This window comes from Streptomyces racemochromogenes (genome assembly GCF_044129415.1).
GTDB lineage: Bacteria > Actinomycetota > Actinomycetes > Streptomycetales > Streptomycetaceae > Streptomyces > Streptomyces racemochromogenes_A.
This window is the reverse complement of the sequence record NZ_JBBDHD010000109.1, coordinates 1-22,597: the sequence shown is the minus strand read 5'-3', so window position 1 is coordinate 22,597 and position 22,597 is coordinate 1. Positions and strand designations below refer to the sequence as shown.

The window sequence follows — 22,597 nt, the reverse complement described above, 5'->3', positions numbered from 1 at the left end:
GGGGATAAGCCGCGGTTTGGGGGGGGGGGGGTGTGGGCCCGATGAACCACAAAATTGGGGTGGGGGGGGGGGGGGCCCCCCCCGCGGGGGGGGGGGGGGGGGCCGTCGGCCGGGGAGGCGGGGCGGGCGCCCGGGGCGGAGTCCCGGTGCGCCTCGCCCGTGCCGGTACCGCTGGACCGGCTCACGCGGAGTCACCCTCGCGCATGGGGACGCGGACGCCGCGCTCGTCGGCGACGGTCTCGGCGATGTCGTAGCCGGCGTCGACGTGGCGGATGACGCCCATGCCCGGGTCGTTGGTGAGGACGCGGCGGATCTTCTCGCCGGCGAGCTTGGTGCCGTCGGCGACGGTGACCTGGCCCGCGTGGATCGAGCGGCCCATGCCGACGCCGCCGCCGTGGTGGATGGAGACCCAGGAGGCGCCGGAGGCGACGTTGACCATGGCGTTGAGCAGCGGCCAGTCGGCGATGGCGTCGGAGCCGTCGAGCATGGCCTCGGTCTCGCGGTACGGGGAGGCCACCGAGCCGCAGTCGAGGTGGTCGCGGCCGATGGCCAGCGGGGCGGCGAGGGTGCCGTCGGCGACCATCTCGTTGAAGCGCTCGCCGGCCTTGTCCCGCTCGCCGTAGCCGAGCCAGCAGATGCGGGCGGGCAGGCCCTGGAAGTGGACGCGCTCGCCGGCCATCTTGATCCAGCGGTGCAGGGACTCGTTCTCGGGGAAGAGCTCCAGCATCGCCTTGTCGGTCTTGGCGATGTCCGAGGCCTCGCCGGACAGGGCGGCCCAGCGGAAGGGGCCCTTGCCCTCGCAGAAGAGGGGACGGATGTAGGCGGGGACGAAGCCGGGGAAGGCGAAGGCGCGGTCGTAGCCGGCCAGCTGGGCCTCGCCGCGGATGGAGTTGCCGTAGTCGAAGACCTCGGCGCCGGCGTCCATGAAGCCGACCATGGCCTCGACGTGCTTGGCCATGGACTCGCGGGCGCGGGTGGTGAACCCGGCCGGGTCCTTGGCCGCGTACGCCGCCATGTCGTCGAAGTCGACGCCCACGGGGAGGTAGGAGAGCGGGTCGTGGGCGGAGGTCTGGTCCGTCACGATGTCGATCGGGGCGCCCTCGGCGAGCATCTGCGGGAGCAGCTCGGCGGCGTTGCCGAGGAGGCCGATGGAGAGCGGCTTGCGGGCGTCGCGGGCCTCGACGGCCAGCCGGAGGGCGTGGGCCAGGTCGTCGGCCTTGACGTCCAGGTAGCGGTGCTCGATGCGGCGCTCGATGGCGCGCGGGTCGACGTCGATGCAGATCGCGACGCCGTCGTTCATCGTCACGGCCAGCGGCTGGGCGCCGCCCATGCCGCCGAGGCCGGCGGTGAGGGTGATGGTGCCGGCCAGGGTGCCGCCGAACTTCTTCGCGGCGACGGCGGCGAAGGTCTCGTAGGTGCCCTGGAGGATGCCCTGGGTGCCGATGTAGATCCAGGAACCGGCGGTCATCTGGCCGTACATGGTCAGGCCGAGGTGCTCCAGGCGGCGGAACTCCTCCCAGTTGGCCCAGTCGCCGACCAGGTTGGAGTTGGCGAGCAGGACGCGCGGCGCCCACTCGTGGGTCTGCATCACGCCGACCGGGCGGCCGGACTGGACGAGCATCGTCTCGTCCTGCTTGAGGGTCCGCAGCGTGCGGACCATCGCGTCGAAGGAGCGCCAGTCGCGCGCCGCCTTGCCGGTGCCGCCGTAGACGACGAGCTTGTCGGGGTGCTCGGCGACCTCGGGGTCGAGGTTGTTCTGCAGCATGCGGAGGGCGGCCTCCTGCTGCCATCCCAGGGTGCTGAGCTCGGTGCCTCGCGCGGCCCGTACGGGGCGGGGTCCTGACATGGCGGGTGCCTCCTCCGGATGTTGGTCTATCTATTCACATCCTGGCGGCTTGAATAGATTCAGTCAACAGCTGCGCGCGGGCCACCGGGATGATGGGATGGCGGACATGGACGCCTTACGGGACGAAGCCGGGCGCCGGGAGACCCCCGCGGCGGCCGCCGCCAGGGCCGGGCAGACCGCCGGGCAGGACGCCGCGCGGCGCCGCGACCGGGCCGTGCGGGCCGCCGTGGCGCAGGGGCTGCTGGACTCCGAACCGCTGGTCTGCCTGCTGGACACCGCCGGGATCCGGGCCTCCGCCGCCGCCCTGACCGCCGCCTTCGACGCCGTCACGGCCCCCGGCACACCCGTCCTGCACGCCTTCGCCGCCAAGGCCGCCCCGCTCGTCCCCGTCCTGCGGCTGCTCGCCGGGTGCGGACTCGGCTGCGAGGTGGCCAGCCCCGGCGAGCTGGCGCTGGCCCGCGCCGCCGGGATCCCGGCCGCGCGGATCGTGCTGGACTCCCCCGCCAAGACCGCCGGCGAACTGCGCGAGGCCCTGGCCCTCGGGATCACCGTCAACGCCGACAACCACCAGGAACTGGAGCGGCTCGACGCCCTGGTCGCCGCGGCCCCCGGCGGCCCCGTCCGCTCCCCGGTCGGCGTACGGGTCAACCCGCAGACCGGCGCCGGCTCCATCGACGCCCTCTCCACCGCCACCGCCACCGCGAAGTTCGGCATCGCCCTGCGCGACCCAGGCGCGCGCGAACGGCTGGTACGGGCCTGCCTGGACCGGCCCTGGCTGACCCGGCTGCACGCCCACTCCGGCTCACAGGGCCTGCCGCTGCCGCTCATCGCCGAGGGCGTACGGGAGCTGCACGCGCTCGCCGAGGAGATCAACGCGGCCGCCGGACACCGCCGGATCGACACCCTCGACATCGGCGGCGGCCTGCCGGTGAACTTCGCCTCCGACGAGCACACCCCGACGTACGCCGAGTACGCCGGCGCCCTCCGCGAGGCCGTCCCGGCGCTGTTCGACGGCTCGTACGGGCTGGTCACCGAGTTCGGCCGGTCCCTGCTGGCCAAGCACGGCACGGTGCTCGCACGCGTCGAGTACACCAAGACCGCCGGCGGCCGCCGGATCGCCCTCACCCACGCCGGGGTCCAGGTGGCCACCCGCACGGTCTACGCCCCGGCGGCCTGGCCGCTGCGGATCCTCGCCTACGACGCCAAGGGCACCCCGAAGACCGGCCCGCCGGTCGCCCAGGACGTCGCGGGCCCGGCCTGTTTCGCGGGCGACCTGCTGGCCACCGCCCGGGAGCTGCCCGAACTGGCCCCCGGCGACCTGGTCGCCCTACCGGACACCGGGGCGTACTTCTTCACCGCCCACTACGGCTACAACAGCCTGCCGCGCCCCTCAGTCCACGGCTTCACCGCCGACGCGGCGGGCACGGTCCGCTTCGCCCTGGCCCGCCCGGCCCAGACGGAGGCGGAGCTGGTGGCGGAAGCCGGCGGGGACCGCGGGGACGCGCTGCTCTAGGGCCTGTCGCAGGGACCCGGGTCGCGGGCCCGGCGGGGCCCTCCGGCCCGCGCCCCGGACCGGCTCAGTCCACGAACAGCCCGCGGGCCGCGGCGCGCGCGTCGAAGGACTCCAGCCGGGCCTGCGCGTCCGGCAGCGCGTCGGCCATCGCCTCCAGCAGCACCCGGCCCAGCAGCATCGGTGCGCAGGCCGTGTCGAAGGCCAGCCCCGTGCCGACCGGCGCCGGGATCAGCAGGTCCGAGTACCGGGCGACCGGCGCGAACGCCGAGTCCGCCACCGTCACCGTGGTCAGCCCGGCCGCCCGCGCGTGCTCCAGGGCCTCCACCACCTCGCGCGGGTGCCGGGGCAGGGCGAAGCACAGCAGCGCCGACGCCCCGGCCGCGGCCGCCGCGTCGATCCGGTCGGCGAGCATCGAGCCGCCCTCGTCGAGCAGGCGCACGTCCGGGTGCACCTTGGCGGCGAAGTACGCGAACCCGCGCGCCTGCGAGGACGCCGCCCGCAGCCCGAGCACCGGCAGCGGGGAGGATCCGGCGAGCAGCCGGCCCGCCTCCTCCACCGGCGCCGGGTCCGCGAGCATCGTCGCCAGCCGCCGCAGGTTCTCGATCTCCCCCTCGACGGCCTGCTGGTACTCGTTGTACGACTCCTCGCGCGCGGCCGGCGGCTCGGCCGGAGCCACCTCGCGCAGGTGCCGGCGCAGCGCCGGGTACCCGTCGAAGCCGAGGGCCACGGCGAAGCGGGTCACCGAGGGCTGGCTCACCCCGGCCAGCTCGGCGAGTTCCACGCTCGACAGGAAGGGCACCTCCGCGGCGCCGCGCACCATGCAGTGCGCGATCCGCCGCTGGGTCGGCGTCAGCCGGTGCCCTTCGAAGAGCTTCTGCAGCCGTGCGGCCGGGCTGTCGCTCATCGCCGTCCCCTCCGTCCGAGCGAGTTATTCAGTCAGGGTGCACTCTGCATGTGCTTATGCAGGACGGCAAGCCGGTGCCCGTGATGCGGGCGGGCGTACCGCCGTGCGGGGCCCCGGGGACGGAGGGAGGCCGGGGCGGGGGAAGGGATCGGCGGGGCCGCCGCACCCCCGGGCGGGCCCGGAGGGCGGGACGGCGGCGGCCCCGCCGGGGACACGGGCCGGGTCAGGGCCGTCCGCGTCCTGGGGCGCCGACCCGCTCCGGGAGCCGCTCCGGAGGCACGGTGACGCCGCACTGGTGCCGGCCGGACCCCGGTTCCCCGGACTGTCCCGCCGACAGGACCACTGTGCCGGTGCCGTGTTAAGCGGGCGCTGCCATCACGTGTCGGGACCGTACCGTTCGCGCCAAGGGCCGGGAACGGACCCCGGCCCCGGCGTCGGGGCGGCCTACTTCGAGGTCTTCGCCAGGAAGGCCAGCAGGTCCTGGCGGCTCACCACACCGGTCGGCTTGCCCTCGACCAGCACGATGGCCGCGTCCGCCTCGCCGAGCACGGCCATCAGCTCGGAGACCGGCTCACCGGAACCCACCTGCGGCAGCGGCGCGCTCATGTGCTTCTCCAGCGGGTCGCCCAGCGAGGCCCGCTGCGCGAACAGGGCCGCCAGCAGCTCCTTCTCCACGACCGAGCCGATGACCTCGGCGGCCATGACGTCCGGGTGGCCGGCGCCCGGCTTGACGATCGGCATCTGCGAGACGCCGTACTCGCGCAGCACCTCGATGGCCTGGCCGACGGTCTCCTCGGGGTGCATGTGGACGAGCGACGGGATGCCGCCCTCCTTGTCCGCGAGGACGGCGCCGATGCGCGCGGCCGGGCCGGCCTCCTCCAGGAAGCCGTGACCGGCCATCCACTCGTCCGAGAAGATCTTGCTGAGGTAGCCGCGGCCGCTGTCCGGCAGCAGGACGACGACCACGTCGTCCGGCCCCAGCCCCTCGGCGGCGCGCAGCGCGGCGACGACCGCCATGCCGCAGGAGCCGCCGACCAGCAGGCCCTCCTCCTTCGCCAGGCGGCGGGTCATCTGGAAGGAGTCCTTGTCGGACACCGCGATGATCTCGTCGGTCACGTTCGGGTCGTAGGCGGTGGGCCAGAAGTCCTCGCCGACGCCCTCGACGAGGTACGGGCGGCCGCTGCCGCCGGAGTAGACGGAGCCCTCCGGGTCGGCGCCGATGACCTTGACCTTCCCACCGGACACCTCCTTGAGGTAGTTGCCGGTGCCGGAGATGGTTCCGCCGGTGCCGACGCCGGCCACGAAGTGGGTGATCTTCCCGTCCGTCTGCTCCCACAGCTCGGGACCGGTGGTCTCGTAGTGCGAACGGGGGTTGTTCGGGTTGCTGTACTGGTCCGGCTTCCAGGCGCCCGGGGTCTCCCGGACCAGGCGGTCGGAGACGTTGTAGTACGAGTCCGGGTGCTCCGGGTCGACGGCGGTCGGGCAGACCACGACCTCGGCGCCGTACGCGCGCAGCACGTTGATCTTGTCGAGGGAGACCTTGTCAGGGCAGACGAAGATGCACTTGTAGCCCTTCTGCTGGGCCACGATCGCGAGTCCGACGCCCGTGTTGCCGCTGGTCGGCTCCACGATGGTGCCACCCGGCTTGAGGGCACCGCTCTGCTCGGCGGCCTCGATCATCCGGACGGCGATCCGGTCCTTCACGGAACCACCGGGGTTGAAGTACTCGACCTTGGCCAGCACGGTGGCCTGCAGGCCTTCGGTCACGCGGTTGAGCTTCACCAGCGGGGTGTTGCCGACGAGGCTGATCATCGAGTCGTGGAATTGCACCATGTTCTCCAAGAAGGGGACTCCACGGGTTCTCCGGGAGGTCCGGCCAGAGTATGCGGAAAGGGATTGGCCGACCGGCAGTACGGGGCAGGAAGGTCAACACGACCGAGGAGGTGGCCCAAGAGGTGTCCAGGGCGAGAACGGCCCGCCGGATCGCGGCGGGGGCAGCGTACGGCGGGGGCGGACTCGGGCTGGTCGGGGTGGCCGCGGTGGGGCTGGTGCTGGCGGAGGTCCAGTTCGCCAAGCGGACGGTGGGGACCGGCCTGCCGGATCCCCCGCGCGCGGACGGCTTCTACGGGAGCGAGTTCGGCGGGCCGGAGCTGAGCCCGGGACCGCTGCGGATGGCGATGCTGGGCGACTCGACGGCGGCCGGCCTGGGCGTACGCCGGGCCCGCCAGACCCCGGGGGCGCTGCTGGCGTCGGGGCTGGCGGCGGTCGCGGAGCGGCCGGTGGAACTGCGGAACGTGGCGCTGTCGGGGGCGAAGTCGGACGACCTGGACCGCCAGGTGTCGCTGCTGCTGGACGCGGACGGGCCGGCGCCGCACGTGTCCGTGATCATCATCGGGGCGAACGACGTGACCCGGCGGATGCCGCTGACGCAGTCGGTGCGGCTGCTGACCGCCGCCGTACGGCGGCTGCGGCTGGCGGGGTCGGAGGTGGTGGTCGGCACCTGCCCCGACCTGGGCACGATCGAGCCCGTGTACCAGCCGCTGCGCTGGATGGCCCGGCGGGTCTCGCGCCAGCTGGCGGCCGCCCAGACGATCGGGGTGGTCGCGCTGGGGGCGCGTACGGTGTCGATGGGGGACATGCTGGGCCCCGAGTTCGCGGCGAACCCCCGGGAGATGTTCGGCCCCGACTCCTACCATCCGTCGGCGGAGGGCTACGCGACGGCGGCGATGGCCGTCCTGCCGACCCTGTGCGCGGCGCTCGGCGTGTGGCCGGAGTCGGACCGCCTGGACATCTCCCGCAACGAGGACATGCTCCCGGTGGCCCAGGCCGCCTCGGCGGCGGCGGGCGAACCGGGCACGGAGGTCACGGCGGCCCGGGGACCGTGGGCCCTCCTGAAACACCGCCGCCGCAGACGCCTCCCGGCGGAGCCGCTCCCGGAACCGGCGGCGCCGTCCACGCCGTGAGGCGGGGCCGGCCGGCGGCGGTCCCGCCCCCTCGCGGGGGCCGGTGGCGCGTCCCGAGCGACGGGCATCACACCATCGCCCCGGTGACCTCGACCGTACGGGGCGGTAACTTCGCTTGCGGTCCCGCAACGACGTACGCACACCCCTTGGAGTCCCGATGCCCGAAGCCGTCATCGTTTCCACCGCCCGCTCCCCCATCGGGCGCGCCGGCAAGGGGTCCCTCAAGGACGTCCGGCCGGACGACCTGACCGCCACGATCATCCAGGCCGCCCTCGCCAAGGTGCCCGAGCTGGACCCGCGCCAGATCGACGACCTGATGCTCGGCTGCGGCCTCCCCGGCGGGGAGCAGGGCCACAACCTGGCCCGTATCGTCGCCGTGCAGATGGGCATGGACTACCTGCCCGGCACCACGATCACCCGTTACTGTTCCTCCTCCCTCCAGACCTCCCGCATGGCGCTGCACGCCATCAAGGCCGGCGAGGGCGACGTCTTCATCTCCGCCGGTGTCGAGACGGTGTCGCGGTTCGTCAACGGGTCCTCCGACGGGATGCCCGGCACGCACAACCCGCTGTTCGCCGACGCCGAGGCCCGTACGGCCGCCGTCGCCCAGAGCGAGGGCAGCGACTGGCACGACCCGCGCGAGGACGGCCTGGTTCCCGACGCCTACATCGCCATGGGGCAGACCGCCGAGAACCTGGCCCGCCTCAAGGGCGTGACCCGCCGGGACATGGACGAGTTCGGCGTGCGCTCGCAGAACCTCGCCGAGGAAGCCATCAAGAACGGCTTCTGGGCCCGCGAGATCACCCCGGTGACCACCCCGGACGGCACGGTCGTCAGCAAGGACGACGGCCCGCGCGCCGGCGTCACCCTGGAGGGCGTGGAGGGCCTCAAGCCGGTCTTCCGTCCCGACGGCCTGGTCACGGCCGGCAACTGCTGCCCGCTGAACGACGGCGCCGCCGCGCTCGTCATCATGAGTGACACCAAGGCCCGTGAGCTGGGCCTGACCCCGCTGGCCCGGATCGTGTCCACCGGTGTGACCGCCCTGTCCCCGGAGATCATGGGCCTGGGTCCGGTCGAGGCGTCGAAGCAGGCGCTGAAGCGGGCGGGCCTGACCGTCGGCGACATCGACCTGTTCGAGATCAACGAGGCCTTCGCCGCGCAGGTCATCCCGTCCTACCGGGACCTGGAGATCCCGCTGGAGAAGCTGAACGTCAACGGCGGGGCCATCGCCGTCGGTCACCCGTTCGGGATGACCGGTGCGCGGATCACCGGCACGCTGATCAACAGCCTCCAGTTCCACGACAAGCAGTTCGGCCTGGAGACCATGTGCGTGGGCGGCGGCCAGGGCATGGCCATGGTGATCGAGCGCCTCAGCTGAGACCCGGGCCACACAGCGGAGAGTAGGGGGTCCGGCACCGCTCCAGCCGGGCCCCCAGCTCCCGCAAGGGATCCTCCAGATCCATACGGTGGACTGACATCAGGCCCAATCCCGTCGCGGCCGACCTGTGACCGAATCTCCCCCAGGATGTGACCTTTGTCCTGGGGGATCGGCATTTGCCCAGGTCAGACGTGATCCCCCTGCGGCCTGAAGGACGAAAGACCTGTCCAATTCATGACGTAATGCACTGCACGCCATTCCCAGCACAGGACAAGCTGATGTAGGAAGTCGGGGGATCGAATCAATCAGGAGTTAGTCAGTGAGCGCCATGTCTCTTGCCCTGCTGCTGACCACGGCCGCTGCCACGGCCGTGGGCGCTGCTGCGCTGCACGCCGTACACGGACTGCGCAAGCAGGTGTCGGCCCTGCGCGATGAGCTCGCCGTACCGGCCCACGCCCGCGGCGCGAGCGTCCCGCACGCCCGCAGCGCCGCCGAGTCCCCCGCCGCCGAGATACGAGCCGCCGTGGCCGCCGCCCTCGCCGAGGAGCGCGAGCGCGAGCTGGCCGAGGCGCGGGCCTTCTGGGCCGCGCAGGAGGCCCGTGACGCCGCCGACGCTCCCAGCCTGCTGGGCGGGCTGCCGGGCCTGGGCGAGGAGGGCCCCGTCTTCCTGCCCCGGCAGGCGGACCTGGTCGGCCTGGAGCCGGTACTCGGCGACGACCTGGCCGACGAGTACCCGGAGGACTCGGCCGAGCTGGCCGCGGCCCGCCGGCGCCACCCCTCGCACCCCGACTTCGTACCGGTCCAGTCGCACCCGGGCGCCGACCACGAGCGCACCGTCAGCCGCCTGGAGGAGCTCGCGGAGGCCCGAACGGCCCTCGCGGACGTCCGCCCCGGCCCGCTGGGCACCCTCGACGTGTACGTCTTCACGGACGGCACCACGCTGTGCATGACCCCGGGCCACCGGGAGACGGCGGAGCGCCTCGCCGAGGCGCTGCGCTCGGGCACGGCGCCGGTCCTGCTGGGCGGGTCGGGCATCTCCGGCGCCTACGCGCTGACCTTCTCCTGCGGTGACGCCGAGGACCCCGACAGCAACGTCTACATCCTCGCGGACCGGGTCATCGCATCGCTCTGACTTCCGCCCGCTCCACCAGCGCCACGGCCTCGTCCAGCATCTCGGACGGGGCCTTCGCGCTTCCGGGGCCCGCCGCGGCGGCGCGCAGCGCCTCCGCCAGGTCCTGCCCGGCCACCGCCACCTGGTCCCCGACGACGAAGACGCCCTCGTCGGGCATCACGCGCGCCGGAGCCGCCCCCGAGGGGTCCTCCAGCCGCTGTGCCGCCGCGGCCAGCTCACGGGCCAGCTCCAGGGCCTCGGCGGCGGCCCCGCGCTGGAGCCGGCTCTGCGGGGCGGCCCGCAGCCGGTCGGCGAGACGTTCCACGGCGGCGGTCAGGGGCGAGGTATCGAGCACCCGGCCGACCTTACGCGCCGCCACCGCACCATTGCCAACGGGCGAACTCTCCGGCACGGTGCAGTGAAGAGAACAGCACGGCGATACCCCCGGAGGCGCCCATGTCCGTTGAGTTCTCCGAGCAGACCCACCGCAACATGATCGACAGAATCCCCCAGACCACCGGTCGTGAGATCTCCGACTGGCTCCGGACCGTCGACGAGGGCCCCTCCCTCCTCCGGTTCGAGGAGAAGGTCAACTGGCTGCTCGGCGCGCACGAGCTGTCGCACGGCCAGGCGAAGGCGATCGTCCACGAGTACGGGCTGCGCAGAGCGGCCCGCCGGTTCGGCTGAACCCCGGCCCCCTTGCCCCGTACACCCCCGAGATGCGGGAAGGCCCCGCGAGCGTCGCTCGCGGGGCCTTCCCCGTTCCACTGACCGCGCCGCTCCGACTAGTCGTCGCCGGAGAGGATCTGGAACAGGCGCAGCAGCTCCAGGTAGATCCACACCAGGGTCATGGTGAGGCCGAAGGCGGCCAGCCAGGCCTCCTCGCGCGGGGCGCCGTAGGTGACGCCGTCCTCGACCTGCTTGAAGTCCATGGCGAGGAAGCACGCGCCGAGGACCACGCCGACGATGCCGAAGACGATGCCGAGCGGGCCGCTGCGGAAGCCGAGGCCGTCACCGCCGCCGAACAGCATGAACAGCGAGTTCGCCAGCATCAGCAGGACGAAGCCGAGGGCCGCGGCCATCACGAAGCCGGTGAAGCGCCGGGTGACGCGGATCCAGCGCATCTTGTACGCCACCAGGACGGCGGCGAAGACGCACATCGTGCCGAGCACGGCCTGGATGACCACGCCCGCGCTGAGGTAGTAGCTGGTCGCCGCGGAGATGACGCCGAGGAAGAAGCCCTCGAAGGCCGCGTAGGCGAGGATGATGCCCGGGGACGGCTTGCGCTTGAAGCTCTGGACCATCGCGAGGACGAAGGCGACGAGCGCCGCGCCGCCGGCGATGACGTACGACTTGTTGAGGTTCGCCGGGTCGACCGGCAGGGCGAGCCAGGCGATGGCCGCGGTGACGATCAGGGTGCCGAGCGTCATGGCCGTACGGCTCACGACGTCGTCGATCGTCATGGTGGTGCCGCGGGCCGGGGCGGCCGGCATGCCCGTGTTCGGGTCGACGGCGTAAGGATTCGTCGCGTACGGGTTGGTCGCGGTCCCGGCCTGCGCGTACTGCGCGTCGAAGCCCGCGTAGCCGCCGGTGTCGCGGCTGAACCCCCGTCGCGAGAAGACCGGGTTGCTGCTCCTCATCTCACTCCTCCGTGGCCACGGTGCGCGGCCTTGCGTCAAGGGTAATGCGTTCGCAAAGAAAGCACCCTACTGCTGGAGGAGGATCTTAGGAGAAGACGCGGCGGATCGCCGAGGACGACGGAAGGGCCCCGCGAGCGGTGCACGGGGCCGTCTCGGAGGCGCGGAAGTGCCCGGAGCCGGACTTGAACCGGCACGGCCCGAGGGCCAGCGAGGTTTAAGCTCGCCGTGTCTGCATTCCACCATCCGGGCAGGGCGCAGCGGGCCCCGTGGTAAAAGCCTTGAACGCTGCGGTGAGCCTATCCGGAAGACCCCGCCCACCAGGGGCCCGTCTATCCGATGTTGTCTGATTTTATTGGCGATTGAGTGGGCGTCAGGACCGATAAGTCACGGTGGGCCGTGCTGAGGGCGACGCTCTGCCCCGCCTCGCAAATGACGTGATTTCGCTGCCCCGCGCCACCCCGGGCCACCCCTCCGCGACGGGCCGCCCCGAGGGGTCCCGTCATACCAGAGGAGGAGGCGACCGCCCCTGTGGTCAGACTCCAGTGGGCCGTCGAACGGGCACCTCGGCTGATCCCCCGCGGGTGGGGCCGCGGTGAGGATGGAAGGGTCCCGCCACCGCGCAGCACCACCGCCCGACAGGAGTCCCCCCGTGACCGCCATGAACTACGCCCCGCAGCACACCGCCCAGGCCGTGGCCGCCCGCGCCACGCAGCTCTCCAAGGTGTACGGCCAGGGCGAGACGCAGGTGGTCGCGCTGGACAACGTCTCCGTGGACTTCGGGCGGGGCCAGTTCACCGCGATCATGGGCCCCTCCGGCTCCGGCAAGTCGACGCTGATGCACTGCGTCGCCGGCCTGGACACCTTCTCCAGCGGCTCGGTCCGCATCGGCGACACCGAACTCGGCAGCCTCAAGGACAAGCAGCTGACCCAGCTGCGCCGCGACAAGATCGGTTTCATCTTCCAGGCGTTCAACCTGCTGCCGACCCTGACCGCCCTGGAAAACATCACCCTCCCCATGGACATCGCCGGCCGCAAGGCCGACAAGCAGTGGCTGGACACCGTGGTGGACATGGTCGGCCTCTCCGGCCGCCTCTCCCACCGCCCCACCCAGCTCTCCGGCGGCCAGCAGCAGCGCGTGGCCGTCGCCCGCGCCCTCGCCGCCCGCCCCGAGATCATCTTCGGCGACGAGCCCACCGGAAACCTCGACTCCCGCTCCGGCGCCGAGGTCCTCGGCTTCCTGCGCAACTCGGTGCGCGAACTCGGCCAGACCGTGGTGATGGTCACCCACGACGCGGTCGCCGCCTCCTACGCGGACCGCGTCATCTTCCTCGCCGACGGCCGCATCGTCGACGAGATGTACGCGCCCACCGCCGACGGCGTGCTCGACCGGATGAAGGCCTTCGACGCCAAGGGCCGCACCAGCTGATCGGTCACTGATCACCGAAGCCACGAACAGACTTCCAGCCCAGGACTGATAACCCCATGTTCCGTACCGCCCTGCGCAACGTCCTCGCGCACAAGGCCAGGCTGCTGATGACGGTCCTCGCCGTCACCCTCGGCGTCGCCTTCGTCTCCGGCACCCTCGTCTTCACCGACACCCTCGGCAAGGCCCTCTCCGGCCAGTCCGCCAAGAGCTACGACGGCATAGCCGTCTCCGTCACCTCGTGGGGCCCCTCCCGCACCGACGACGGCACGAAGGAGGGCGAGCCCGGCATCAGCCAGCAGACCCTGGACAAGGTCAAGTCCGTCAAGGGCGTCGACAGCGTCTCCGGCCGGGTCTCGGGCTTCGCCGGCGTCGGCGACGAGAACGGCAGGCTGATCGGCTCCGGCTGGGCCAACAAGGGCTCCAACTACGCCCCCGTCAAGGACGGCAAGGACCCCCGCTACACCTTCACCGACGGCGCCGGCCCCGCCAAGGACGACCAGATCGCCCTCGACAAGGAGTCCGCCGCCAAGGGCGGTTACAAGACAGGCGACAAGGTCCGCGTCGCCACCAACGGCCCGGTCAGGGAGTTCACCCTCACCGGCGTCTTCACCACGGAGGACGGCGCCGTCAACGCCGGCGGCAGCCTGGTCCTGTTCGACACCAAGGTCGCCCAGGAGCTCTACCTCCAGCCCGGCTTCTACGACGAGCTCGCCGTCGCCGCCAAGGCCGGCACCTCCGCCGACCAGCTGCTCGCCGACATCAAGCCGCTGATCGACAGCAAGCACACCAAGGCCCAGACCGGCAAGGAACTCGCCGCCCAGCAGGCCAAGGACATCGAGAAGCAGATGAGCAGCTTCAGCACCATGCTGCTCGCCTTCGCCGGCATCTCCCTCTTCGTCGGCGTCTTCCTGATCTACAACACCTTCACCATGCTGGTCGCCCAGCGCACCAGGGAACTGGCCCTGCTGCGCGCCGTCGGCGCCAAGCGCGGCCAGGTCATGCGCTCGGTCCTCGCCGAGGCCCTGGTCATCGGCGCCACCTCCGCCGTGATCGGCCTGGCCGCCGGCATCGGCCTGGCGGTCGGCATGCGCTCCCTGATGGACTCCATCGGCGCCAAGATCCCCGCCGGTGACCTCGTCGTCGCCCCGGGCACGATCGTCGCCGCCCTGCTCATCGGCGTCGTCGTCACCACCGTCGCCGCCCTGCTGCCGGCCTGGCGCACCGGGCGGATCGCCCCCGTCGCCGCCATGGGCAGCGCCCACCTCCCGGCCACCGCGAAGTCCCTGGTCGTGCGGAACGTCCTCGGCACGCTCATCAGCCTGGCGGGCATCGGCGTCGTCTTCCTCGGCGTGTCCATGGGCGGCGACGGCCGCATGGTCATCGGCGCCGGCGCCGGTCTGATGCTCATCGGCATGATCGTGCTGCTGCCGCTGCTGTCCCGGCCGGTCATCGGCGCCGTCCGCCCGCTGCTGCACAAGGTGTTCGGCGTCCCGGGCAAGCTGGCCGCGCAGAACGCCGTCCGCAACCCGCGCCGCACCGCCGTCACCGCCGCCTCCCTGGCCATCGGCCTCACCCTGGTCACCACCCTGTCGGTGCTCGGCATCACCATGGGCACCGCCGTCGACCGGATGAGCACCGACAAGCTGAAGGCCGACTACAAGGTCTCCATGGCCGGCGGCATGGGCGGCCTGGACAAGTCCGTGGCGGAGACCCTCGCCAAGGCCCCCGGCATCAAGGCCGTCTCCCCGCAGGCCGACGGCTACTTCAAGATCGGCGACAGCTTCCGCGCCGCCTCCGGCGTCAACCCGGCCACCATCGGCGAACTGCTCAACATCGACGTCACGGCCGGCTCGCTGGCCTCCCTCGCCAAGGGCGAGGCCGCCGTCGCCGAGAGCACCGCGAAGAAGCAGCACCTCACCGTCGGCTCCACCCTCCAGGCCCAGTTCGAGGACGGTCAGAAGACCACCCTGAAGATCGGCGCCGTCTACAAGGACCTGGAAGGCCTGCTGTCCCCGTACGTCCTGGACAACAAGGTCCTGAGCGCGCACACCGACCAGCAGTACGTCCGCGAGGTCTACGTCAACACCACCGCCGGCGACTCCAAGGCAGGCCAGCAGGCCGTCATCGACGCCCTCGGCAAGAACCCGGCGATGACCGTCGCCGACCGGCAGGACATGCGCAACGAGATGGGCGGCATCATCAACACGATGCTGAACATCATGTACGGCCTCCTCGGCATGGCGCTGATCATCTCGGTCCTCGGCGTGGTCAACACCCTGGCCATGTCCGTCTTCGAACGGACCCAGGAGATCGGCATGCTGCGCGCGATCGGCCTCGACCGCGCCCGGGTGAAGAACATGATCCGCCTGGAGTCCGTGGTGATCTCGCTCTTCGGCGCGGTCCTCGGCATGGGCATCGGCCTCTTCCTCGCCTGGGCCGTCGGCACCACCCTCGCCAAGGCGGTGCCCGGCTACGAGCTGATCCTCCCCTACGGCCGCCTCGCCGTCTTCCTCCTGCTGGCCGCCGTCGTCGGCGTCCTGGCCGCCATGTGGCCCGCCCGCAGCGCCGCCCGGCTGAACATGCTGACGGCCATCAAGACCGAGTAGCCGGCGCGGGAGCAGGGACGCGAAGGGCCTCGGGGCGACACGCCCCGGGGCCCTTGCGCGCCGTGCGCGTACGGGGCTACGCGCCGCCCCAGACCCGGGAGCGCAGCGGCATCCGCGAGAGCCCCCCGCCGGCCGGCTTCACCGCCAGGACCTGGTTGACCCCGAGGCGGGCGTGCTCGAAGCCCAGCGCGGAGGCCGCCATGTAGAGCAGCCAGACGCGGGCCCGGCCGGGCGAGGTGAGCCGTACGGCCTCGTCCCAGTGCTCCTCCAGCCGCGCCACCCAGGCCCGCAGGGTCAGCGCGTAGTGCTCGCGCAGCGCCTCCACGTCGCGGACCTCGAAGCCGGCCTTCTCCAGCTCGCCGACCGTGGAGCCGATCGGGGAGAGCTCCCCGTCGGGGAAGACGTAGGCGTCTATGAACTCGTCGATCTCGTACGCCGCTTCGTCGGGCTCCGGGGGCCGGCCGATCTGGTGGTTGAGCAGGCGGCCGCCGGGAGCCAGCAGTGCGTGCAGGATCCCGGCGTACTCGCGGTAGCGCTCGGAGCCCACGTGCTCGGCCATGCCGATCGAGGAAATCGCGTCGTAGGGGCCGTCCTTGACGTCCCGGTAGTCCTGGACGCGGATCTCGATCCGGTCGGTCAGGCCCTCCTCGGCGATCCGCTTGCGGGCGTAGGCGGCCTGCTCGGTGGAGAGGGTGATGCCGGTGACCTGGACGCCGTACGCGCGGGCGGCGTGCAGGGCCATGGAACCCCAGCCGCAGCCCACGTCCAGGAGCCTCTGGCCGGGCGCCAGGGCGAGCTTGCGGCAGACCAGGTCCAGCTTGTCGCGCTGGGCCTCCTCCAGGGTGCCGCCCTCGGTCCAGTAGGCGCAGGAGTACACCATCGAGGGGCCGAGGACGTGCTCGTAGAACGCGTTGCCCACGTCGTAGTGGTGGCTGATGGCATGCCGGTCGCGGCTCTTGGAGTGGCGGGTCCCGCCCTGGCGGGCGGCCTCCTCCGGCGGCGGCGCGGGGCGGGTCCACGGGCGGGCCAGGGCCACGAGCTCCCGCACGGCGGCCCGGGTCGCCGGGTCGCGCAGCAGGGCGGCCGTACCGGCGGCACCCGAGGCGCGCGCGGGCAGGTGCGGGCGCAACGCGGCGAGCTTGGCCAGGCCGGAACGGGGGCGCCCGGCGGGGGCGGGCGCGGCGGCGGGCCGGCGCTCCCAGACCAGGCCGGCCACCTCGTCCAGCAGCTCGAAGAGGTCGCCGTCGATGGTGAGGTCACCGGACACCCAGGCGCGGGCGAGACCCAACTCGCCCGGCTTCCACAGCATGTGGCGCAGGGCGCGCCGGTTTTCGAGGACGAGGGCGGGACCGGCGGCGGGGCCGGCCTCGCTGCCGTCCCAGGCCCGTATGCGGACGGGCAGGGGGGCGCCCAGCAGGGTTTCGGCAAGGGCTGCCAGCCGCGGCGCGGCGTCGGTCATCGAGGCACCTCCAAGGTGTTCCGACAACCCGCTACCCATATCCGAACGGGGCCATTCTCCGCCGAATCACACCTGGACCGCACCTTGAGCACACCTTGACCGGACCGTGCGCCGGAGCCGCGCGGGGGGCTCGCGACCGTCCCCCGGGCACGCCGAAGGGGCCGCCCGCACCACGGATGGCGGGCGGCCCCTTCGGGGTCGTGCTCAGGGACCCGGCGTGGGTGCCGGGGTCAGGAGGCCTTGGCCTTCTGGGCCGGGGCAGCGGCGGCGGCCGGGGCCGGCGCCGGCTTGGCGGCCTCGTAGAACTCCTCGCGCGGGGTTTCGAGGGCGCCGAGGGCGACGACCTCGCGCTTGAGGAACATGCCGAGGGTCCAGTCCGCGAAGACGCGGATCTTGCGGTTCCAGGTCGGCATGGCCATGCCGTGGTAGCCACGGTGCATGTACCAGGCGAGACGGCCCTTGAGCTTGATCTTCATCTTGCCCATGACGATCATCGCCACGCCCTTGTGGAGGCCGAGGCCCGCCACCGCACCCTTGTTGGAGTGCTCGTACTCCTTCTGCGGGAAGCCCCGCATGCCGGAGACCACGTTGTCGCCGAGGACCTTGGCCTGGCGCAGCGCGTGCTGGGCGTTCGGCGGGCACCAGGCGTTCTCGACGCCGGCCTTGCGGGAGGCGACGTCGGGGACCTGGGCGTTGTCGCCGGCGGCCCAGATGTAGTCGGTGCCCTGGACCTGGAGGGTCGGGGCGGTGTCCACGTGGCCGCGCGGGCCGAGCGGCAGGCCGTAGCGGGCCAGCGCCGGGTTCGGCTTGACGCCCGCGGTCCACACGATGGTGTCGGAGTCGACCTCAAGGCCGTTCTTCAGCACCACGTGGCCGTCCACGCAGGAGTCCATGGAGGTGTTGAGGTAGATCTCGATGCCGCGCGACTCCAGGTGCTCCTTGCCCCAGGTGCCGAGCTTGGGCCCGACCTCGGGAAGGATCTTGTCGGCCGCGTCGACCAGGATGAAGCGCATGTCCTCGCGCTTGATCGTGGTGTAGTACTTCGCGGCGTCGCGGGCCATGTCCTCGACCTCGCCGATCGTCTCGGCGCCGGCGAAGCCGCCGCCGACGAAGACGAAGGTGAGGGCCTTGCGGCGGACGTTCTCGTCCGTCGTGGACTCGGCCTTGTCGAGCTGTTCGAGGACGTGGTTGCGCAGGCCGATGCCCTCTTCGACGCCCTTCATGCCGATGCCCTGTTCGGCCAGGCCGGGGATCGGGAAGGTGCGCGAGACGGCGCCGAGCGCGATCACCAGGTAGTCGAAGGGCAGCTCGTACGCCTCGCCGACCAGCGGCGTGACGACGGCGACCTTGCGGTCCTGGTCGATGCTGGTGACCCGGCCGGTGAGAACCTCAGCCTTGGGCAGCACGCGTCGCAGCGGGACGACGACGTGCCGAGGCGAGATGCTGCCTGCGGCCACTTCGGGGAGGAAGGGCTGGTAGGTCATGTACGAGCGCGGGTCGACGACCGTGACGGTCGCCTCGCCGTAGCGCATCTTCTTCATGATGCGCTTGGCTGCGTACAGGCCTACGTACCCACCTCCTACAACGAGGATCCTGGGACGCTCCGTGGTGCTCATGAGATGAGTATCCAGCACCCCAAGGGGTGATGCTCGTGAGCCCCTTCACAAGGAGCTGGGAGACCTCTGCTACACTGCGCGCCCCGCGTGACCCAGATCATGGCACGCGACGGGAACCACGGTGTAACGGGATTCGTTGTTCACCCGCCCTGAACTGGCCTCCAGGGCCTCAACCGGACTGGACCACTGGCGTTCGTCCTTACCTCTGATACGAAACCCGCAGCGGCCTCGCATCGCACAAACAGGTGCCGAAACGACCCTGCGACCCTCAAGAACCCGTCGAACGACCCTCTTGTTGACCCGGAGGGCCTTTTTTCCTTGTGAAGAACTTCACGAACCTGGTGCGCGGGAGGGCCTTTTCGGCCTCCCGAAAGCCCCCACACCGCCCTCGCACTGCCCCCGCCCCGGGCGTACTCCCCCGCCCCACCAGCCACTCATCGGCCGGAACGCGATATTCGGCCACAGCCCCGCACGACGACCGCCGCAGGACCGCCCTCGAACGGGTGGAGGGGGCGCCCCGGACCGGGACGCCCCCTCCCACGGCGCGACGGCGGCCCGGTCAGGCCACGGACCAGGCGATGCCGTCCAGGATGTCGTGCTCGGAGACCACGACCTCGGACGCGCCGATGCGCTCCATGATCGCGAGCAGGACGAGGGCGCCGGCGCCGATCACGTCGACCCGGCCCGGGTGGATCACCGGGATCGCCGAGCGCTCGGCGTGGGTGGCCGTCAGCATGCGCCCGCTGATCTCGCGGACCTGCTCGTAGGAGATCCGCGCATGGTGGATCCGCTCGGACCGGTACTCCGGCAGGTCCAGGGCGATCGCGGCGACCGTGGTCACCGACCCCGCCAGACCCACCAGGGTGCGGGCCTCCTCCAGCGGGACCGTCTCGGCGGCCAGGTCCAGCGCCGCCTCGATGTCGGCCCGCATGGCGGCGACCTGCTGCGCGGTCGGCGGGTCGGTGACCTCGCCGTCCACCACCAGGTGCCGCTCGGTCATCCGGACACAGCCCACGTCGACCGAGCGGGCGGCGCGCACGTGCTCCTCGCCGACGACGAACTCGGTCGATCCGCCGCCGATGTCCACCACCAGGAAGGGCCGCTCCAGCGCCGCGGAGCCGGTGAGCTCCCTGGTGGCGCCGGTGAAGGAGAACTCGGCCTCCTGCTCGCCGGAGATCACCTCGGGCTCCACGCCCAGGATGTCCAGCACGCCCCGGACGAAGTCCTCGCGGTTCTCGGCGTCGCGCGAGGCCGAGGTGGCCACGAAGCGGACCCGCTCGGCGCCCAGCTCCTTGATCACGGCGGCGTACTCGCGGCAGGCCGCGAACGTGCGCTCCAGCGCCTCCGGGGCCAGCCGGCCGGTCTTGTCCACGCCCTGACCCAGCCGGACGATGGTCATCCGGCGGTCGAGCTCGACGAGCTCGCCGGTGGCCGGGTCGCAGTCGGCGACCAGGAGGCGGATGGAGTTCGTACCGCAGTCGATGCCGGCGACGCGGGTCATGCGGACTCCTCTTCCTTCGCCTTCTCACCGCACGGGGTGACGCAGGCGCCCTTGGCCCACCATTCCGGCAGCATCGCCAGGGCCTCGTCGCCGAAGGGGTTCACCCCGGGGCCGGCGGCGAGGGAGTGGCCGACCAGCACGTGCAGGCACTTCACCCGGTCCGGCATGCCGCCGGCGCTCGGGAAGCCCTGGAGCACCTCGATGGCGTCGCGCCGCTGGATGTAGTCCTCGTGCGCCTTGCGGTACGCCGCGGCGAGCTCCGGGTCCTCGGCGAGGCGGGCCTGCATCTCCTTCATCACGCCGTTGGCCTCCAGCGTGCCGATCGCGGAGGCCGCGCGCGGGCAGGTGAGGTAGTACAGCGTGGGGAAGGGGGTGCCGTCGGGGAGGCGCGGGGCGGTCTCGACGACGTCCGGCTGGCCGCAGGGGCAGCGGTGCGCGATGGCGCGCAGCCCGCGCGGCGGGCGGCCGAGCTGCTGCTCGAACGCCTCGATGTCGGCGGCGGTCGGCTCGGTCCGGTCGGTCTGGGGCGGGGGCGTCTGCATGCCTGGAGGAAGTCTCTTCGCTGGTCGTGGGTGACGGTCGTGTCGGGTGGTGCGGTCGCGGTGGTTCAGTCGCCGGGGCGGTCGGCCTTGTCGACCCCGTCCCAGACGTTGGAGTACCAGGGGCGGTCGGATCCGCTCTGGCCGCTCCGCCGGTGCTCCGCGGCCGCGGCGCCGGGGTCGGTCATGATGTAGCCGATCTCCCCCGGGCGCAGGAAGTGCAGGTGTCTGCGCGCCTGCTGTTCCGCGTAGGCGGGGTCCTGCCAGCGCGCCTTCTCGTCGCGGAGCTGCTCCAGGCGCTTGCGCGCGGTGGCGGCGGCCCGCTGCTGGTCCGCGATCTCCGAGCGCTGGGACACGTACTGGCGCATCGGGTACGCGAGGGCGACGACCAGCGTACAGAGGACGAGCACCAGCAGCGCCGCCCGGCCGGTGAGCCGGCTGCGGCGCACGACCCGGCGGGACTGCGAGCGGTAGACGTGGGCCGCGGTCCGCTCGCCGAGCTGCCGGAGCCTGGTCGCCGTGGAGAAGGTGGAGAACCGATCCCGGTTCCCGGCCATTGATCCGCCTCCCCTGGTGCGCGCTACGCAATACGTCCCCGCACACGGTACGGGACCGAGTGCGGGGACGTAGGGAGGCCAGGCGAGGACTCAGCCCTTGAAGCGCGGGAAGGCGCTGCGCCCGGCGTACACCGCGGCGTCGTCGAGGATCTCCTCGATGCGCAGCAGCTGGTTGTACTTGGCGACGCGGTCCGAGCGGGCCGGGGCGCCGGTCTTGATCTGGCCGCAGTTCACCGCGACGGCGAGGTCGGCGATGGTGACGTCCTCGGTCTCGCCGGAGCGGTGGGACATCATGCACTTGAAGCCGTTGCGCTGGGCCATCTCGACGGCGTCGAGGGTCTCGGTCAGCGAACCGATCTGGTTCACCTTGACGAGCAGGGCGTTCGCGGAGCCCTCCTCGATGCCGCGGGCCAGGCGCTCGGGGTTGGTGACGAAGAGGTCGTCGCCGACGATCTGGACCTTGGAGCCCAGGCGGTCGGTGATGGTCTTCCAGCCGGCCCAGTCGTCCTCGAACAGCGGGTCCTCGATGGAGACGAGCGGGTACGCCTCGACGAGCTCGGCGTAGTAGTCGGTCATCTCGGCGGCCGAGCGGGACTGGCCCTCGAACTCGTACTTGCCGTCCTTGTAGAACTCGGACGCGGCGACGTCCAGGGCGAGCGCGATGTCCTTGCCCGGGGTGTAGCCGGCCTGCTTGATGGCCTCGATGATGAGGTCGAGCGCGGCGCGGTTGGACTCCAGGTTCGGGGCGAAGCCGCCCTCGTCGCCCAGGCCGGTGGACAGACCCTTGTTGTGCAGGACCTTCTTGAGGGTGTGGTAGACCTCGGCACCCCAGCGCAGCGCCTCGGAGAAGGACTCCGCGCCGATCGGGGCGATCATGAACTCCTGGATGTCCACGTTGGAGTCCGCGTGGGACCCGCCGTTGAGGATGTTCATCATCGGAACGGGCAGCAGGTGCGCGTTCGGTCCGCCGAGGTAGCGGAAGAGCGGCAGGTCCGAGGCCTCGGACGCGGCGTGGGCGACGGCGAGGGAGACGCCGAGGATGGCGTTGGCGCCGAGGGAGCCCTTGTTGTCGGTGGCGTCGAGGTCGAACATGGCCTGGTCGATCAGGCGCTGCTCGGTGGCGTCGTAACCGACGAGCTCCGGGCCGATCTGCTCGATGACCGCGAGGACGGCCTTCTCGACACCCTTGCCCATGTAACGGTTGGGGTCACCGTCACGGAGCTCGATGGCCTCGAAGGCACCGGTGGAGGCGCCGGACGGAACGGCAGCACGGCCGGTGCTGCCGTCGTCGAGGCCCACCTCGACCTCGACCGTGGGGTTGCCTCGGGAGTCCAGGATTTCCCGGGCTACGACGACGTCGATGGACGGCACGAGCATCTCCTTCTGGGATGTGACGCTGGGTGTGCGGTGGCGTGGGGCCTGGGACGGCCTCGCCGACTAGAGCCTAACCGGCTCCGGGGGGGGGGGGGGGGGGGGGGCCCGCGCCGCCCCCCCCCCCCCCCCCCCCCCCCCCCCCCCCCCCCCCCCCCCCCCGCCCC

General features: G+C 72.1%; 18 protein-coding genes and 1 tRNA gene. 7 read left to right on the top strand and 12 right to left on the bottom strand.

Translation table 11 applies throughout. The features are described 5' to 3' along the window. Positions 1-181 precede the first annotated feature (181 nt). Positions 182-1,846 carry a urocanate hydratase gene (gene hutU, locus WDV06_RS29180; protein ID WP_395512789.1) on the bottom strand — a complete coding sequence of 555 codons (1,665 nt, stop codon included), beginning with the start codon at positions 1,844-1,846 and terminating at the stop codon, positions 182-184. A 106-nt stretch (positions 1,847-1,952) separates the two neighbouring features. Between hutU and WDV06_RS29175 the strand changes: the two genes are divergently transcribed. Further along, a complete protein-coding gene (locus tag WDV06_RS29175) occupies positions 1,953-3,359 on the top strand; it encodes a type III PLP-dependent enzyme domain-containing protein (protein WP_395512788.1) in 1,407 nt (468 codons plus the stop codon). Positions 3,360-3,423: 64 nt separating this feature from the next. Here the strand turns inward: WDV06_RS29175 and WDV06_RS29170 are convergent, their stop codons facing one another. Beyond that, positions 3,424-4,263 carry a MurR/RpiR family transcriptional regulator gene (locus tag WDV06_RS29170; RefSeq protein ID WP_395512787.1) on the bottom strand — a complete coding sequence of 280 codons (840 nt, stop codon included), beginning with the start codon at positions 4,261-4,263 and terminating at the stop codon, positions 3,424-3,426. Positions 4,264-4,707: 444 nt separating this feature from the next. Next, complete coding sequence (locus WDV06_RS29165; RefSeq protein WP_395512792.1) at positions 4,708-6,093, bottom strand: cystathionine beta-synthase; 1,386 nt, start codon at positions 6,091-6,093, stop codon at positions 4,708-4,710. Positions 6,094-6,206: 113 nt separating this feature from the next. Between WDV06_RS29165 and WDV06_RS29160 the strand changes: the two genes are divergently transcribed. From WDV06_RS29160 to WDV06_RS29150, 3 genes are all read left to right on the top strand, one after another. Beyond that, the gene (locus WDV06_RS29160; protein ID WP_395512786.1) at positions 6,207-7,226 is read left to right on the top strand and encodes an SGNH/GDSL hydrolase family protein; all 1,020 of its coding nucleotides are present in this window, start codon (positions 6,207-6,209) and stop codon (positions 7,224-7,226) included. 157 nt (positions 7,227-7,383) lie between these two features. Continuing rightward, positions 7,384-8,604, top strand: a complete 1,221-nt coding sequence (locus WDV06_RS29155) for an acetyl-CoA C-acetyltransferase (RefSeq protein WP_079427572.1) — start codon at positions 7,384-7,386, stop codon at positions 8,602-8,604. 328 nt (positions 8,605-8,932) lie between these two features. Continuing rightward, positions 8,933-9,736, top strand: coding sequence for a hypothetical protein (locus WDV06_RS29150; RefSeq protein WP_395512791.1), 804 nt, complete (start codon positions 8,933-8,935; stop codon positions 9,734-9,736). Here the strand turns inward: WDV06_RS29150 and WDV06_RS29145 are convergent. After that, complete coding sequence (locus WDV06_RS29145; RefSeq protein ID WP_395512785.1) at positions 9,720-10,070, bottom strand: hypothetical protein; 351 nt, start codon at positions 10,068-10,070, stop codon at positions 9,720-9,722. The two genes, WDV06_RS29150 and WDV06_RS29145, sit on opposite strands and share 17 nt — an antisense overlap. Positions 10,071-10,171: 101 nt before the next feature. Between WDV06_RS29145 and WDV06_RS29140 the strand changes: the two genes are divergently transcribed. Beyond that, the gene (locus tag WDV06_RS29140) at positions 10,172-10,402 is read left to right on the top strand and encodes a DUF4287 domain-containing protein (RefSeq protein WP_042812614.1); all 231 of its coding nucleotides are present in this window, start codon (positions 10,172-10,174) and stop codon (positions 10,400-10,402) included. A gap of 98 nt (positions 10,403-10,500) precedes the next feature. Here the strand turns inward: WDV06_RS29140 and WDV06_RS29135 are convergent, their stop codons facing one another. Together WDV06_RS29135 and WDV06_RS29130 are read right to left on the bottom strand one after the other, a co-directional pair. Then, complete coding sequence (locus tag WDV06_RS29135) at positions 10,501-11,355, bottom strand: Bax inhibitor-1/YccA family protein (RefSeq protein ID WP_395512784.1); 855 nt, start codon at positions 11,353-11,355, stop codon at positions 10,501-10,503. A gap of 167 nt (positions 11,356-11,522) precedes the next feature. Next, positions 11,523-11,604 (bottom strand) — tRNA-Leu (locus tag WDV06_RS29130). Between the two features lie 409 nt (positions 11,605-12,013). Here WDV06_RS29130 and WDV06_RS29125 point away from each other — a divergent pair. Together WDV06_RS29125 and WDV06_RS29120 are read left to right on the top strand one after the other, a co-directional pair. Then, a complete protein-coding gene (locus WDV06_RS29125; RefSeq protein WP_395512790.1) occupies positions 12,014-12,781 on the top strand; it encodes an ABC transporter ATP-binding protein in 768 nt (255 codons plus the stop codon). Between the two features lie 56 nt (positions 12,782-12,837). After that, a complete protein-coding gene (locus WDV06_RS29120) occupies positions 12,838-15,387 on the top strand; it encodes an ABC transporter permease (protein ID WP_395512783.1) in 2,550 nt (849 codons plus the stop codon). A 76-nt stretch (positions 15,388-15,463) separates the two neighbouring features. Here the strand turns inward: WDV06_RS29120 and WDV06_RS29115 are convergent, their stop codons facing one another. The 6 genes from WDV06_RS29115 to eno all read right to left on the bottom strand — a co-directional run bounded on the left by WDV06_RS29115 (position 15,464) and on the right by eno (position 22,436). After that, positions 15,464-16,846, bottom strand: coding sequence for a class I SAM-dependent methyltransferase (locus WDV06_RS29115; RefSeq protein WP_395512782.1), 1,383 nt, complete (start codon positions 16,844-16,846; stop codon positions 15,464-15,466). A 230-nt stretch (positions 16,847-17,076) separates the two neighbouring features. After that, on the bottom strand, positions 17,077-18,462 hold the full coding sequence (locus WDV06_RS29110) for an NAD(P)/FAD-dependent oxidoreductase (protein WP_395512781.1): 1,386 nt from the start codon (positions 18,460-18,462) through the stop codon (positions 17,077-17,079). Between the two features lie 559 nt (positions 18,463-19,021). Further along, positions 19,022-19,963 (bottom strand): Ppx/GppA phosphatase family protein, encoded by a 942-nt coding sequence (locus WDV06_RS29105; protein WP_395512780.1) that lies wholly within the window; start codon positions 19,961-19,963, stop codon positions 19,022-19,024. After that, positions 19,960-20,505 (bottom strand): DUF501 domain-containing protein, encoded by a 546-nt coding sequence (locus WDV06_RS29100; RefSeq protein ID WP_395512779.1) that lies wholly within the window; start codon positions 20,503-20,505, stop codon positions 19,960-19,962. The genes WDV06_RS29105 and WDV06_RS29100 overlap by 4 nt, the downstream gene beginning before the upstream one ends. A gap of 65 nt (positions 20,506-20,570) precedes the next feature. After that, complete coding sequence (locus WDV06_RS29095) at positions 20,571-21,059, bottom strand: FtsB family cell division protein (protein WP_395512778.1); 489 nt, start codon at positions 21,057-21,059, stop codon at positions 20,571-20,573. Positions 21,060-21,149: 90 nt separating this feature from the next. After that, positions 21,150-22,436 carry a phosphopyruvate hydratase gene (gene eno, locus WDV06_RS29090; protein ID WP_042801000.1) on the bottom strand — a complete coding sequence of 429 codons (1,287 nt, stop codon included), beginning with the start codon at positions 22,434-22,436 and terminating at the stop codon, positions 21,150-21,152. Positions 22,437-22,597 lie beyond the last annotated feature (161 nt).